The following is a 16,225-nucleotide window of genomic DNA, read 5'->3' on the forward strand; positions in this document are numbered from 1 at the left end:
ATGCAAAAATTGGTCTTATTTATAATATTATGTTTTTTGAATGTATCTGTTTGGGCTCAGAGCCAGAATCAAAAATCCCCTTCCGATTCTAAGTCGGATCCTTCTCCCGAATGGGTAGAAGATCCAGATAAAAAAACTAAAATCGGCAAGGAAGAATATACAGAAGACGTTCTCAAAGGCAAATCCCTTCCTAAATCTACCAATTTTTTAGTTTATGGTGCAAGCATTGGCTCTCCTGGTAGTATCAATCTAAATCTAGGTTATTACTACAAAGACGTGGTGTTTCGTGTTTCTGGTGGAAAATGGAATACTCATTGGTGGGGGGGGCCAGGTAGATATTGGGTATAGTTTTTGGAAAACTCCAGTGATTGCTCACAGTGTTTCGATTGTATTTGGGGCTTTTGAAGTAGATCCTTTTCAACCCGAAATTGGTAGAGGTGGTCAAAATTCATATCCGAGTGGTTCTTCGTTTCCGGGTTATCAACATAGAGATCCTACTTATGAAGATTTGATCATTCGCTCTTATGTAACGGAACAATCTCCTGACTTGGCCATGTATTTAGAGTATGAAAGCCGAGATAGACAGAAAGTACATTTGAATCAACAATACGTGGGTTTGACTTACGACTTTTTATTAGGTAATTTCTTTCTTCAGCTCGGTGGAGGAATCGGCAAAGGGGATTATAAAAATCCTCAGTTGCTCATTCAAGTTGGCTATTTGTTTGATACGAGATAATATTCATGAAATTTTTAAACTTACTCATTGAATCGGCTTTACGATATAGATTTTTTACGTTAGTCGCAGCGGCTCTATTATTGGCGGTTGGGGTTTGGTCCTGGCTTGACATTCGCAAAGAAGCATATTCTGACATTGCGGACACACAGGTTCGTCTGGTTGCAAAGTTTCCTGGTAAAGCCACTCTCGAGGTAGAAGAGAGGGTAACGATGCCGATTGAACGGGTTCTTCATTCTACTCCAAACTTGATCGTAAGAAGATCTAGAACGATCAATGGTCTTGTGGTTTTCCAATTCGTTTTTGAAGAAGGAACGGATGATTATTTTGCTCGTATGCGTTTGATGGAAAAAGTGCGAGACGTTGTTATTCCGGAAGAAGTAACCCCGACTCTTGCGCCTATGAGTTCTCCTGTAGGTGAAGTATATCGATATGTGGTTGAGTCTACTGCTGGAACTCATACTCCTATGGAGCTTAGAACAATTCAAGATTGGATCGTAATTCCAAAACTACTTCAGGTTTCTGGAATTGCGGATGTAGTTACGTTTGGAGGTTTGCCTAAACAATTTCACGTTGTAACTTCTCCCGAAAAACTGATTCGTTATAGCGTAACAGTTGCCGACGTGATCGAAGCGATCAAAAGTAATAACCTAAACACAGGTGGAAATTTTCTTTTACAAGGGGAACAATCCCTTCCGATCCGTTCCTTGGGTGCAATTAGAACTCCGGAAGACATAGAGGACATTGTAGTCAAAACCGTGAACGGAGTTCCTGTTTATGTGAGAGACATTGGTTCTGTGGAAATTTCTCATCCAATTCCGAGTGGTGTTTTAGGTTATACGGTTCAAAACGAACAAGAAGGTCTGATCGATGTAGACTCCGCTGTACAGGGGTTAGTCGCTATGAGAAGATGGGTGGAACCAAACGCGTTTGGAGAAAGGGTCCGAGCCAAGGTCAAAGAAATTAACGATCGTTATATGCCGGAAGGTACAAGAATTAGAAACACATACGATCGTGGAGATTTGGTAAAATATACCCTTAGAACGGTGGGAACTACTTTACTCGAAGGGATTGCGGTCGTGAGTTTGGTGGTGATCTTTTTTATCGGAAGTTTGAAAGCTTCTATTGTAGTAGTCGCCACGATTCCGTTTGCACTTCTTTTTTCGTTTACGATGATGAATTCTTCCGGGATCTCCGCAAGTCTTCTCTCTTTGGGGGCCGTAGATTTTGGGATCGTAGTGGATAGCGCCGTGGTGATGGTGGAAAACATCATGCGTCGTTATAAAAACGCTACTCCCGCGGAAAAACAAAAAGGAATTGTCCGCTTCACTTACGATTGTGCAACCGAAGTAGGAACCGAAGTTTTATTCGCGATCCTAATCATCATCTTGGCGTATCTTCCTATTTTTTCTTTTGAAAGAATTGAAGGCAGACTTTTCAAGCCTATGGCTTTTACTTTGTCGTTTGCGATTTTCGGTGCCTTATTGTTTACGATGACTGTAGTTCCGGTTCTAATGTCTTTCTTTTATAGAAGATATTTTGAATCTAAAAATCCTGGACCGATTGAATGGCATAACCCCGTTTACGAATGGGTGGAAAGAAAATACGAAAAAATCGTACACTATCTAGTAGATCGTTCTAAAAAAGTAGTGATGATTGCATTTACAGGAGTCACAGGACTTTTGATCGTAGGGGGCATGTCTCTTGGAACTGAGTTTCTTCCTTCTCTGGATGAGGGTGGATTTACTCTTCGTCTTTATTTTCCTGTGGGGATTTCTCTTCCCGAAGCAAAGAAATTTGTCCCTAAGATTCGTGGGATGATTTATAAAAACGAACAAGTAAATATGATTCTTTCTCAATATGGAAGGAATGATGACGGGACGGATCCGCTACCTCCAAACCGATTGGAAATTTATGTTGGTTTAAAAGATTATAAAAACTGGAACGAGAAGATTACTAAAGAACAACTTCTCATTCGAATGAGAAACGATTTAGAAGAAGGATTACCAGGTGTAAAGGTAAGTTTTTCCCAGCCCATTATGGATAACCTTTCCGAAGCAATTATGGGAACTATTGCCGATCTTGCGGTTTTCGTTTCTGGTCAGGATCTAAAAGAGATGCGTCATATCTCTCAACAAATTTTAGATATAGTTTCTAAAATGAAAGGGGCAAGTGAATACGGGATTGAACAGGAAGGACCTGCTCCACAACTTGTGATTCGTTTGAAAAGAGCCGTTGCCGCTCGTTATGGGATCAACATCAGCGATATTCAAAATGTGATCGAGGCTGCGGTTGGTATGGAACCGATCAGTTATTTGTACGAAGGTCCTATGGATACACCTCCCAAAGAAAGGGCGTTATTCGGCATTGCTGTTCGTTTTGCAAAAGATTATCGTCAGTCTGCAAGAGAGATTGCAAACATTCCTATCATTTCTCCTAAGGGAGAAAGGATCCCTCTTTCCGAGTTGGCGGAGATCACTCAGGAGGATTCTCCTACGATGATTTTTAGACAGGATGGTAAAAGAACCATTACGGTCCGATTGAACGTAAGAGGGAGGGATCAAGGTGGGTTTGTAGCTGAATTACAGGAAAAGGTCAAAAAAGAAGTCAAAATTCCAGAAGGATTCGAGGTCCGATATGGAGGTCAGTATGAAAACTTGGCCCGAGTCGGTAAGCAATTAGCCATTGTAATTCCTGTAACGATTGGAATCATTTTCGGACTTTTATTTATGCTCTATCGTAATTTGAAATCTGTAATTGTTGCCCTTTCTTGTATTCCTCTTTCTCTTTTAGGAGGAATTTATGCGCTTCTTGGAAGAGGATATTATTTTAATGTTTCCGCGGGAGTAGGATTTATTTCTTTGTTTGAAATTGCTACGATGGCTGGGATTTTGTTTGTCTCCAAAGCAAATCATCTTCGTCATGATGATATTATGATGTCTGTGAGAGAAGCTTCTATTCTTTCTGCGGTCAGCCAGCTTAGACCTAGATTGATGACTATGTTACTGGCGCTATTAGGGTTGATTCCTGCAACGATGGCGTCCGGAGTTGGCTCAGATGTGCAAAGACCTCTCGCGACCGTTATGGTGGGTGGGCTTGCTTCAGCGCTTTTTTTAGTATTAACCGTAATGCCTAGTCTTTATATTCTAGTGATGGGAAGTAAAGAAGATGTAAAAAGTAAAGGTTCTTCTTCCAAAAGTTTAAGCGGTGATTATGCTTCTATTTATCCGGAACCTGAATATTCTACTATCAGTGATGATGAGGAATATCAAGCTCCAACCGAGAAAAGCAGAAAGAAGTTAAAATCAAATAAAGATAAAAAAACTAAAAAGGATATTTAGTTTTTTTAGGATTCACTGTGGGTTGAAGTCGCCAAGGTGAATCCTTTTCTTTTTGGTTCGAACTAAAATTTGGCTTTAAATATTAGAGTTGTTGAAAAATTAATTCTTGATTTGTTTCTGTTGAATTGAAATGGACAATTGAAGCAATTTTACGAATTTTCACTATGGAATTTTTCAACAACTCTATTGTTTTAGAAAAGTTTTGATTTCTTTTTCAAATTGCATTTTGTTATAAAAAATGCTTGCACTTCTTTTAAATTCACAGATTTTTCACAACAATTTTAAATAACAGAGTTCACGGTGAAATTTTTAGATATTTCTTCGAATGGGATCTTAATAAAATGTGTTGACAAATCAATTTTTGCGTTTCGTTTGCTGGGTTTTTAAAACAAAGAACTTGAGAAATTTCACCGTTTAACGTATTAAAATTTACGAATATCTCTTAGAAATGTCTTTCATTTATGAACTGGAAGGCTCAATTTTTCGTTTTTAAGATAAAAATCTCAAATTATTCCTAACCAAGGAATTGAAATTATGATCAGAAATTTACTGGAAGGGATGATGCGTTTTCGTGTCGCTACTTTGGCGGCTTCCGTAGGCGCAATCGTTTTCGGAATTTGGGCTTGGATTGATATTAGAAAAGAAGCATATTCAGATATTGCTGATACACAGGTCTGTCTGATCGCTAAATTTCCAGGAAAGGCCGCCGTAGAAGTAGAAGAAAGAGTTACGATTCCAATTGAAAGGGTTTTAAACGCGATTCCCAAGGTTGCAGTTAGAAGGTCTAGAACGATCAATGGTCTTGTAGTATTTCAATTTGTATTTGAAGACGGAACTGATGATTACTTTGCAAGAACCAGACTTTTGGAAAGAGTTAGGGACGCGGATATTCCTTCGGAAGTGGAACCTACTTTGGGTCCTATGAGTTCCCCTGTTGGTGAAATTTATAGATATGTAGTGGAGTCAAAAGCCAATCATACTCCGATGGAACTTAGGACGATTCAAGATTGGAACATCATGCCTAAGATGCTTTCAATTCCTGGAATCGCCGATGTGGTTACATTTGGAGGTTTACCAAAACAATTTCACGTGGTTACAACTCCGGATCGTTTGATTCGTTATAAACTTACGATAGAAGACGTTATCAATGCGATTCAAAAAAATAATCTAAATACTGGAGGGAATTTATTATTACAAGGAGAACAGGGATTTCCTATTCGATCCTTAGGAGCGATTCGTACTCCGGAACATATAGAAAACATAGTAGTAAAAACGGAAAACGGAGTTCCCGTTTTTATACGAGATTTAGGAAGTGTTGAAATTTCACATCCGATCCCGAGTGGTGTTTTAGGTTATACGATTCAAAACGATCAAGAAGGACTTATCGATGTAGATTCTTCCGTACAAGGGCTTGTGGCAATTCGTCGTTGGGGAGACCCGAACATTATGGGAGAACGGATTCGAGCGAAAGTAAAAGAAATTAATGATAACTATCTTCCTGATGGAGTTCAGATTCGAAATACCTATGATAGGACGGATCTAGTGAATTATACTTTAAGAACGATCGGTAAAACTTTAGTAGAAGGTGTGGTAGTAGTTAGTTTAGTTCTGATCTTTTTTATCGGAAGTATCAAAGCTTCTATGGTTGTGGTCGCTACTATCCCATTTGCGATGTTGTTCGCTTTTTTATTAATGAATATCACTGGTATTCCAGCCAGTTTACTCTCATTAGGTGCTATTGATTTTGGGATTATCGTAGACGGGGCCGTAGTGATGGTTGAAAACGTTATGCGTCGTTACCGGGACGCTTCTCCTACGGATAAGAAAAAGGGAATTGTGCGCTTTACGGTGGATGCCGCATCCGAAGTGGGAACTGAAATCATATTTTCCATTTTAATCATTATTCTAGCTTATCTCCCTATTTTTTCCTTTGAAAGAATCGAAGGAAGACTTTTCAAACCTATGGCGTTTACGATTTCTTTTGCGATTTTAGGAGCATTGATTTTTTCTATGACCGCGATTCCTGTGTTGATGTCATATATTTATCGCAATTATTTCGAATCTCAAAATCCGGGACCGATCGAATGGCACAATCCGTTTTACGATTGGGTGGAAAGAAAATACGAAAGGCTGATTGAATATCTTGTAGAAAGATCCAAAAGAGTTGTAGTGATTTGTTTTTCGATTGTTGGAACTTTGTTGGTAGCGGGAGGATTATCTCTTGGGACTGAATTTTTACCTGAGATGGATGAGGGTGGATTTAATCTTAGAATTTTCTTTCCGGTTGGAATTTCTTTACCGGAGTCTAGAAAGTTTATTCCAAAAATTAGAGAGATGATTTATAGAAATGAACAAGTTAACGTAGTTCTTTCTCAGTTAGGAAGAAATGACGATGGAACCGATCCATTACCTCCAAATCGTTTAGAAGTGTTAGTAAGTTTGAAAGACTACAACGATTGGAAGGAAAAAATCACCAAACAAGAGTTACTCATTCGAATGAGAAATGATTTGGAAGCTGGATTGCCCGGAGCCAGGGTAAGTTTTTCTCAGCCGATTATGGATAACCTTTCCGAGGCGATTATGGGAACAATCGCAGACCTCGCTGTATTCGTATCCGGAAACGATCTTAAAATTATGAGACAGATCGCCTCAGAGGTTTTGGAAATCGTTAAAGATATGAAAGGTGCAAGTGAATTTGGAATCGAACAAGAAGCGGATAGTCCTCAATTGACCGTTCGAATTGATCGTGAAGCAGCAGCACGTTATGGAATCAATGTGAACGACGTTCAACAAATGGTGGAAGCAGCGATCGGAATGCAGAGGATCGATACTCTTTACGAAGGACCTTCTGATGTTCCTCCTAAAACTCCTGCACGTTTTGGGATCGTAGTTCGTTTTTCAAAGGATTACAGAAGTTCTAAAAGAGCAATTGAAAATATACCGATCATTTCTCCCAAAGGAGAGAGAATTCCACTTTCCGAACTTGCAAAGATCAGTTTAGAAGACGGGCCAACGATGATCTTTCGTCAAGAAGGGAGGAGAACGGTAACCGTTCGAACCAACATACGAGGTAGAGATCAAGGTGGTTTTGTAGCGGAGCTAAGACAAAGAGTTCAGAAAAAAATAAAACTGCCAGAAGGATATGAAATTCGTTATGGAGGTCAGTATGAGAATCTTGCAAGAGTGGGGACAAGGCTTGCAATTGTGATCCCTCTTACGGTTGGAATTATATTTGGAGTTTTGTACTTACTTTATAAAAATCTAAAGTATGTTTATGTTGCTCTTGCTTGTATTCCTCTGTCTCTTGTTGGTGGGATCTACGCTCTGTTGCTAAGAGGATATTATTTTAACGTATCCGGTGGAGTTGGTTTTATTTCACTTTTTGGAATCGCTACCATGGCAGGAGTTCTTTTTGTATCTAGAACCAATCATTTGTTACATGAAGACGACGAAATCAGCGTAAGAGAAGCAGTGAAAAAAGCAGCCGTGATTCAGCTTAGGCCAATGCTTATGACTATACTTTTGGCTCTTTTAGGATTGATTCCAGCTACTTTAGCTTCCGGTGTAGGTTCTGATGTGCAAAGACCTCTTGCTACCGTAATTGTGGGAGGTCTTTTTTCAGCATTGTTCTTAGTTCTTACGGTTTTACCTTCTTTGTATTTGATTTTAGTAGGGGAAAGAGACTACGTTCCTAAAAAACAAAACTTAGAGCCATATTCTTATCTGGATCAATATCCATTAGAAGAATATGAGAGTGAGGAATTGGATGTATCAACGGAGACAAAATCTTCTTCTAACTTAGGAAAGGAAAAGAAAACTTCTGATAAAAAGACAAAGAAGAAAAAGAAATCTTAAAGGTTTGTATAAAAATTAGAAATGATTTTTTTAAAATAACGTGAGTTAGACGGTTGAAAATCAGGGCGAATTCGGCTTGCCTGTGATTAAGTCGGACTGGCGCTGCTAAATAAATTATATACAGGAAAGGTTATGTAACAATCTTATTTAGTTTCAATTTAAAACGAGATCTGTCGAGCGCCCTGATACGCTGAGTTTGAAAGATTGTTTTGCTGAGTTCCCTCGCATCGGATCCTTTCATGTTATATCGAATTCACGTTAAAATAGTGATAGAAATATTTAGAATAAAATTTGATTCCAAGATTTTTTAATCAATGTGCGATCAACAAGTTTACACATTTATTTTTTTCGTGATAACAAACTTTTATCGAATGGAATTTATTGTATCGAACTCACATTAAATACATTTAAACTTTTCATCGGATCTATGTTTCAAGACAACAGAACAAAATTTATGAAAATTTTTTATTTTACGAATAAAAAAGCGCCTTCTTTTCAAAAGGCGCTTTGATTTAATTCGAAACAGTAGGTAGCTTTGTTTTAGAATTTTGCTACAATACCTAAGGTCATACCGTATTGATGATCCGTCTTATCACCTTTTTGATCTACAAATTGTTTTCCGGTTGCCCAGTCTCTGCGAAGATCGAGTTTGATCAATAAGTTTTCGGTAAAGTTCCAAACGGGTGTAACTGTAAAGGTTTTGTATTGACCCGCGTTTCTGGTTCCACCGTAATTTTTATAATCGTCACTCATTACTTCAAGAATTTGTTCTTTAGTAATTCCTAATGGACCAAGATTGGGATCTGCTGCTAAACTTGCAACGACTGCGTCTGCAATTGCAGCATCTGTGAGTTTTTTAAATTCACTCAAGTAAGTATTGGGTCCCATAAACGGATTGAAAATGGTTAACGCGCCGTTGTTATGTTTATCGTCAATGTATTCTGCACGGACGTTCACTCCCCAGTTTTCGTTAATTTTGAATTTAGCGAAAATACCGTAGGCTTTGTAAGTAGTTTTCAAATCTCGTTTATTGTTCAGACCCCAGAAAAGAGTGTCTTTGTTGAAAACTTCCGCGGTATTTGCATCTACGTTATACCGTTTTTGATCCAAACTGTTATTAGCAAGTGCTCCTGATTTTTCACTCCAAGTATAATCTAAGTCGATCGTGATTTTATCAGTTGGAGTGATAGAAAGAATCGCATGATTCATAAACCAATAGTCTTTGTTGTATTTTGCCCTTGCGGGATTAGTGACGTTGTACTTTGCTATGTTTGGATCTCCCAAAGCACTTGATAATTCCGTAGCCATTGCTGCTTTAGAAGGATCGACTCGAGCATAGGCGCCATCACTGGAATAGAGGGTGTTCCAGGTTACAGAAAGTTTATCTTCGATTAGCTGGCCTTTGATCTGTGTTCCAATCGCCTTTCTTTCCGTCTGACCTTCTACAAAGTAACTTTTTCCTGCCGCATTACCACTGTAAGTTGGATCTGTAATTACGTTGAAAGGAGCAGTTGTGACGGTTGCAGGGGAATTGTAACCAGTGCCGGCTCCGCTGTTATATACATAGAAAGTTCCTGCCCATTTATCCGTGAACTGAGTAGTTAAACGAGCACCGGTATGAATAAATGGGATTGTGTTTTGGAAGATTGCCCCGATGGAATAGTTAGGATTGCTCATGGATTCGAGCACTTCGTAACCTATGTGAGTTGCCATCTTTCCTACATCCAAAGTCATTCCTTTTAAAACAGGGAAATACAAACTTACATATGCTTGTTTTAGCATATTATAATTATAGATACTGTTGCTTTGAGAATAAGGCGCCTCTTGAAATGCGTTATTCTGGCCGTTTTGAATGTCGATTCGAAAACCCCAAGGAGAACTTTTTTCAGCCGCTTTTTGAATGGTAAGAGCTACTGCGTTTACCGCAAAGTTCTTATTGCTGGTTTCGAAAGCTCTGGTTGAATCAATATCGTTGCCTTGTTTCGGATTGAGATTGTACATATAATACACGTCTGCAAATCCGGAAAATTCAACTTGATCGTACCATTTTTTTTCTTCCAGTTCGATCGTTTGGGAAGGGGGGGGGGCGGGGGCAACTGTATCTGCCGCCGGTTTCTTTCCAGTTTGAGAAAGTAACTGGGATGAAACCAGCAGACAAAAAACAGAAGCAACGAGGTTTATTGTTTTTATTCTCATCATTCTCCTAAATCTCCATGCTCAGACTATGCAAAATATATGCCAAAGTTTAAAATTTAGAATTTAGCTCAAAAAAAGGCATAATTTGAATTAGAGAATAAATTTTTTGCCTATTAAATAGGAAATATATTGTGGTATATGATTATTTTTTATTCATTTGCTTAATATTTAAGCTAATGGAAGTTGTTTTTATGATTGGATTTTTTGAATTTTTGTTTTTTTAGGAACATAATACGGAAATTTTTAGTAAAAAGAAACTCTGTATGAGTTCCCACGTTTTGGTTCTGCTGAAATTTATTTTCAAAAAACTTTTATGAAGATCCCATTCGGTTCGTAAGAATTGATATCTTTTAGTAAAAAGAAACTTTGTGTGAGTTCCCACGTTTTGGTTCTGCTGAAATTTATTTTCAAAAAACTTTTATGAAGATCCCATTCGGTTCGTAAGAATTGATATCTTTTAGTAAAAGAAACTCTGTATGAGTTCCCACATTGGATTTGCGAAATAATTTTAACGTGAGTTCGGTGGTTGAAAAAATTTTCTAAAAGTATGAGTTCCTACAATTTTAGAATTTGTTCGTAAAATCGTGATTTGCAGTAGTTCTTATATCATTTTGCAGATAAACCTAAGTTTTGTGGTAGTTCCTTGCACTTACTACCCGGACGCATGAAAATAGTACCAAGTTATTAACGGCTGAATTTACGAAAAAAATAGTGGTATTTAAAAAATACCGCAAATTCGGGATTTACGGCATTTTAAAGCAGAACCAAAATATTCAAATTTTTAAAATAATCTAATCCAAGTATTCTATTCATGTGTCCGAATAGTAAGTATGACAGATTCAATTGTTATAAACTTCTATTTTATAAATTGTGGTAATTCCCACATTTAAAGAATCAATTTGTAAAATTCAGACTCTAACTTTTTTCAGAATCATGAGTTCTTTACGCCGAACTCACATTAATTTTAGAATCGTATTGATACTTATTTTACTCATTCCTATAAAATTGAGTGCTAAGTCTTTATTCTAAAGTGTCGTTTCATGTAAATTCGATAGAACCCAATGCGAAAGGATTGGAAGCGTAGGGGAACTTAGCAGAACGCTCTCTCAAACTCAGGCTTCTAGGGTCGCTCAACAGATTGCGTTCTAAATTGAAACTAAAAACGAAATATTATCGTATTATGTTTCTTTTATACAATTTATTGACTGAAATTGAAAGAGAGGTCTGGTAATGCCGGATTTGCCCAGATGTTTTTATGTTGAGTTTATATTATTAAAGTATAAACTTTTATTGGATTAGGCTCTTTATAATGCAGTTTCGAGTAAGAACAGATTCTAAAACTGTAGGAATTTCATACTTTTAGAAAATTCTTTCTACCGAACTTGCGTTATTTACTTTGGAAGTAGAGGAATCAAAGAATCTTTTCGATTTGCTTCCGGATTTTCGAGCACAAAAGAAAGGAGTTTTCCAAGAACAGAACCGATTTCTTTGGGAGGGAGATTTGGACAAACTTCAAGAATATCCTCGCCTCTAAGAGCTAACTCGGTAACTAAAAGAGCTTGTGGTTGTAATAATAGATCTAATATTTTATGAAAATTGAAAACAGATTTTAGAGTTGGTTCATAGATATATGCAAGATTCAGAATGTGTTCAATTACAATTTTAAGATTTTCTCTCCCGGAATAAACACAAACGGGATGTAATAAAATTTTTCTGATTTCCGAGTCGGTTAGTGTAGAATCGTTTTTATGGTTCAACAAAACGGAAATAGTATCCGAGAAAAAGATTGATTCTTTTGTGTTTTGATTGGAATAACGTAGATCTTTCATAAATTGTTTTGCAGAATTTCGGTTTTGAAAATTCCCGAATAACCAAGCTTGTAAAAAAGAAAGTCTGAGACTAAGAGGAAACGCTGGAACTTCTTGGATTTTATTTTCTACGATTTCATTTTTTACAGGATAGAGTTTGAGTTTGGTGAACAATTCTAAAATTCCAAATTCCTTAAATAATTTTAAAGAAGGAGTAGGATTTTTACTTTTTAGAATTTTATTCAGTTCGTCATGAACTCTTTCTCTGGAAACCTTTGCGGTTACGTTTTTGCAAAGAATGATCGCCTTTGCTGTGTTCGGTTCTAAATGAAAACCCAGACTACTTACAAAACGAATCGCTCGAATTGGTCTAAGTCCGTCTTCCGTAAATCTTTCGATTGGATTTCCGATTGTACGGATGATTTTATTTTGAATATCCAAGAGACCGGAATGTTCGTCTATGAGAGCTTTCGTTTCTAAATCAAAAGCGAGCGCATTCATAGTGAAATCTCTTCGTTTTAAATCTTCACTTAATGAAACTCCAAATTCTACAATCTCCGGCCTTCTTCCGTCTAAGTAGTCTGCGTCTTTTCGAAAGGTTGTAATTTCGTAAGCGCGATCTTGTATCAGAACGGTTACCGTTCCATGTTTGATTCCAGTGGGAATGGTTCTTTTAAATAAGGAAAGAATTTTCTCAGGTAAAAGAGAAGTAGTAAGATCAAATTCTTTTGGAATTTTAGAAAGTGCTAAATCTCGTACCGAACCTCCTACTAAATAACATTCTCCGCCTTCTTTGCGAATGATTTGTGTAATATGAAGTATATCTTCCAGAAAAATTTTAGGAATTTTTTGAATCAATAAAACTGGATCTACGTTAGTCATTTTGAATCATTTTTTTCCAGAGATTTCCATATCTATTTTTTAGAGTCTGGTCGTTTTCAAGAATGGTATCGATTTTCTTTTTCCATTCTGGATCTACTGTAATTTGACTGAAAGGGAGTTCAATTTTTTCGGAAAGAATTTTATCGATTTCAAAAGCAGTTTTTTCCGTTGCGAGTTCACAAAGTTTTTTTGTATCTTGTGTTTCTTTTTCGGAAAGACAGAGTAAAAGCATCTCTTCGAATTTTTCTTCTTTTTGTAGAGCGAGCAGTTTATCCTTTAGGGATTGTCCACAATGAAAGATCGGATAAAATAAAGTTATACAAAACCATATTCTTGCCCAAAGAAAAAACGTCTGTTTAAATGTGTTTTTTGTTCTAAAACGAAAGTTTATCAAAAATTTCTCCTAAAACTTTTTTAATGTAATAGTTCCCACAAATTACGTCTCTTACGGTGAATTATATTTTTTTAAACCAGTGATTGGTTGTTATATGCGTATGAGTTCCTACATTTTTTAGTTATTACGCTCGGATGCATGAAATAATACGATTCTTAAGCCTGTTTCAAACTTAAAATGTGGGATCTCACACAAAAAAGCCAACGATTTTGAGTTAGATAATTTTTGGGGAATTTCTGCGTCTTTGTAAAATCGCCCATTCATTTTCTGGTATTATTTTCATGAGTCCGAATCGTAAGGACCAGATAAAAATTCCAAACTGTATTTCAATTTCAAAGCAGTTTTTTATTTTCGAAAGGCTTCGTTTGCGAGTTTATCCGCGACTGAATTTTTTTCGCGAGGAACATGAGTGATCTGGAAACTATGTAAGGAAGAAATGAGTTTGTCCACTTCCTTTTTGTATTCTAAAAGATTGGGATGTTTCACTTTGTATTTTCCGTTTACTTGTTTGACTACGAGTTCAGAATCCATGTAAGCATGAATGGAATCAAACTTTCTGGAAATACATTCTTCGATCCCCTTTTTTAGGGCGCTCCATTCCGCTACGTTATTCGTGGTTTCTCCGATCCGTTCCGAGATTCTAAATTCTTCCTTTTCATGGATATATGCCACGATTCCGATCGAGGATGGACCTGGATTTCCTTTGGAAGCTCCATCACAGTAAATGGTGATCAAGAATTTTTTTCTCCTCGAAATAAATCGATCACAACTTGAATCGGTTTCCATAGAATTATATAAAGGATCAATAAACTAACCTTTGAGATTCCGCTGAAAAAAATTAAGATCCATTCTAAAATCAGATTCGTAAAAAAATGAAACGCCTCCGGTTGAACCAGAGTAAATAGGAAAGAAACGAATCCAAGTCCTAATAGAATAAATTGTAAGATTGTATTTCCGGTAAAAAAAGAAATCAGACTTACGATGGTAAAAAATAGAGAGATACGAAGACCTCTTTTTTTTATTTCGAAGTTCTTAAGTAGTTTGTGCATTCTGAGAGTTTTTTTATTCCTTAGATGTAATTTGTATTCAAGATTTTGCTCTAATCAGAGCTATATAAAAAAGTACCAGTCTTTTGCTCTCTGTGATAAAAATTCACGATACTCAATTTTATAGAGATAATAATACAGTAATCCTAATCCACATTCTGTGGTGATCCATTGAACAATTTAACTGATAATAACTTCCTGCATTTTTCAAAAAATTGGGACTATTCTGACATAAATTTTAAGAATCAGTTTTATCATTCTTTAGATGAAGTTCTGTATTATAGAACTTCAGTTTCTAAAAGCCATCTTGAAAATGACTATCTCTTTCGTCGAGTTTTCCCTAAAAAACTTTACGAGTTCAATATGGTCTGTCATCGTTTCCTAGAATGATTCAGAATAAACTTCAAAATTTTGTGGATACTCTCCCCATCAGTCCTGAGAAAAGTTGCTCTTATTATCCCGAGCGTTTGAGTCAGATTCAATACTTTCCGTTTCCGGAAGAAATTTCAAAAGAAGTTTTGCAGTTTTTTTTTGATTCTGGTTTTAGAAGAAACGGAAATATTCTTTATCGTACATCTTGTTGCGGTTGTAAAGATTGTTTGAGTTATCGGATTCCTTTGGATCAGTTTGTTCCTAGTCGAAATCGCAAGAAATTACTAAAAAAAAATTCTGATCTTAAGATTTGTTTTGAATCTCCGAATCTGACTTTGGAGAAAGAAATTCTTTACCTTCGCTACCAAAGATCTAGGTATCAAAATTTTGTAATTGAAGAATCCGATCAGGAGCTTCTAGAAGGGATGCGTTGGAATCTTTTTGAATACAAGGAAAATTCTTTGGAGATGACTTTATCTTTAGATGGAAAGATTCTTTGTTTTATGATTTTAGATTTTGCTTCCGATTCACTTTCCGCGGTATATTCCGTTTATGATCCGGACTATCCGGATAGAAGTTTGGGAAGTTTTGCCATTCTTTCTTCTATTCTTTATGCAAAGGAATTAGGAATGAAATACTTTCATCTAGGTTATTTTCTTCCCGGTCATCCTAATATGGATTATAAAAAATATTGGACCCCTGCACAAATTCGGGAACCGGTTTCTAATGAAAATCGTTGGATTGAAACAGACGATTTTCAAAAAAGATACTCTGACTTTTCTTGGTAAGAATTTTCTACCTTTAAATCATACTTGTCAGTTCCGTTTATTCCCGTAGAACGGACTGATATGGCAAAAAAAATCATCGTCGTAGGTGCGTCTAGCGGGATCGGAAAAGAATTAGCTACTTTACTTTTAGAACAGGGACACACAGTCACTCTTGTGGCTCGCAGAGATAAGGAGTTAAAGTCTATCTTGGCTTCTTTCAATTCATCTGGAAAAATGAATGCATTTGTAATTAAACACGATGTCACAAACTTTGATCAGGTAGAAACTGTGTTTCAAAAAGCGATCAAATCCATGAAAGGTTTAGACGAAATCTACTACGCTTCTGGTGTTATGCATAATATTAAACCGGACGAGTTCGACGTAGAAAAAGATATTTCTATGTTGAATACCAATCTTTTAGGATGTGTAGCGTGGCTCAATCCAGCAGCAAATCTTTTTCAAAAACAAAAAAGTGGAAAGATCATAGGAATTTCTTCAATCGCGGGAGATCGTGGTAGGAGAGGAAATCCGGTTTACAATACTTCTAAAGCGGGAATGAACACGTATTTAGAAGCTCTTAGAAATCGTCTTTCGGTGTTAGGTGTTCAAGTACTTACCGTAAAACCAGGTTTTATAGATACTGCCATGACAAAAGGTATGAAGGGGCTTTTTTGGTTGATTTCTGCAAAAGAAGCCGCAGAGATCATTTTGAAAGCGGCAGATTCTGGAAAAGAAAATATTTATGTTCCGGCACGTTGGGGCCTTGTAGGTTTAATTATCCGTTGTATTCCTTCTTTTATTTTTAGACGTCTTTCCATTTGATTATTAAAG

General features: G+C 36.8%; 10 protein-coding genes and 1 pseudogene. 6 read left to right on the forward strand and 5 right to left on the reverse strand.

Annotation, left to right across the window (positions count from 1 at the left end; genetic code table 11):
* The 4 genes and pseudogenes from BW942_RS21815 to BW942_RS13415 all read left to right on the forward strand — a co-directional run bounded on the left by BW942_RS21815 (position 1) and on the right by BW942_RS13415 (position 8,440).
* Positions 1-736 (forward strand): annotated as a pseudogene (locus tag BW942_RS21815) (hypothetical protein).
* Between the two features lie 5 nt (positions 737-741).
* On the forward strand, positions 742-4,074 hold the full coding sequence (locus BW942_RS13405) for an efflux RND transporter permease subunit (RefSeq protein WP_017861704.1): 3,333 nt from the start codon (positions 742-744) through the stop codon (positions 4,072-4,074).
* Positions 4,075-4,608: 534 nt separating this feature from the next.
* Positions 4,609-7,929, forward strand: coding sequence for an efflux RND transporter permease subunit (locus BW942_RS13410; RefSeq protein ID WP_017861703.1), 3,321 nt, complete (start codon positions 4,609-4,611; stop codon positions 7,927-7,929).
* Between the two features lie 316 nt (positions 7,930-8,245).
* Positions 8,246-8,440 (forward strand): hypothetical protein, encoded by a 195-nt coding sequence (locus BW942_RS13415; protein ID WP_001258003.1) that lies wholly within the window; start codon positions 8,246-8,248, stop codon positions 8,438-8,440.
* 29 nt (positions 8,441-8,469) lie between these two features.
* On the opposite strand, the gene BW942_RS13420 is transcribed toward BW942_RS13415, so the two are convergent.
* The 5 genes from BW942_RS13420 to BW942_RS13445 form a co-directional block, all read right to left on the reverse strand.
* Entirely contained in the window at positions 8,470-10,125 is a 1,656-nt protein-coding gene (locus tag BW942_RS13420; protein ID WP_001220786.1) for an outer membrane beta-barrel protein, read from the reverse strand.
* Positions 10,126-11,516: 1,391 nt separating this feature from the next.
* A complete protein-coding gene (locus BW942_RS13425) occupies positions 11,517-12,815 on the reverse strand; it encodes a CCA tRNA nucleotidyltransferase (RefSeq protein ID WP_000185977.1) in 1,299 nt (432 codons plus the stop codon).
* Entirely contained in the window at positions 12,808-13,209 is a 402-nt protein-coding gene (locus BW942_RS13430; protein ID WP_000606905.1) for a hypothetical protein, read from the reverse strand. The genes BW942_RS13425 and BW942_RS13430 overlap by 8 nt, the downstream gene beginning before the upstream one ends.
* 345 nt (positions 13,210-13,554) lie before the next feature.
* On the reverse strand, positions 13,555-13,944 hold the full coding sequence (locus BW942_RS13440; RefSeq protein WP_000628813.1) for a ribonuclease HI family protein: 390 nt from the start codon (positions 13,942-13,944) through the stop codon (positions 13,555-13,557).
* The gene (locus BW942_RS13445) at positions 13,941-14,258 is read right to left on the reverse strand and encodes a hypothetical protein (protein ID WP_000549325.1); all 318 of its coding nucleotides are present in this window, start codon (positions 14,256-14,258) and stop codon (positions 13,941-13,943) included. The genes BW942_RS13440 and BW942_RS13445 overlap by 4 nt, the downstream gene beginning before the upstream one ends.
* Before the next feature lie 383 nt (positions 14,259-14,641).
* Between BW942_RS13445 and BW942_RS13455 the strand changes: the two genes are divergently transcribed.
* Both BW942_RS13455 and BW942_RS13460 read left to right on the forward strand, forming a co-directional pair.
* A complete protein-coding gene (locus BW942_RS13455; RefSeq protein ID WP_000615647.1) occupies positions 14,642-15,415 on the forward strand; it encodes an arginyltransferase in 774 nt (257 codons plus the stop codon).
* 60 nt (positions 15,416-15,475) lie between these two features.
* Positions 15,476-16,216, forward strand: coding sequence for an SDR family NAD(P)-dependent oxidoreductase (locus BW942_RS13460; RefSeq protein ID WP_001074690.1), 741 nt, complete (start codon positions 15,476-15,478; stop codon positions 16,214-16,216).
* Positions 16,217-16,225: the final 9 nt, after the last annotated feature.

It is taken from the genome of Leptospira interrogans (assembly GCF_900156205.1).
In the GTDB taxonomy this organism is placed as follows: domain Bacteria; phylum Spirochaetota; class Leptospiria; order Leptospirales; family Leptospiraceae; genus Leptospira; species Leptospira interrogans.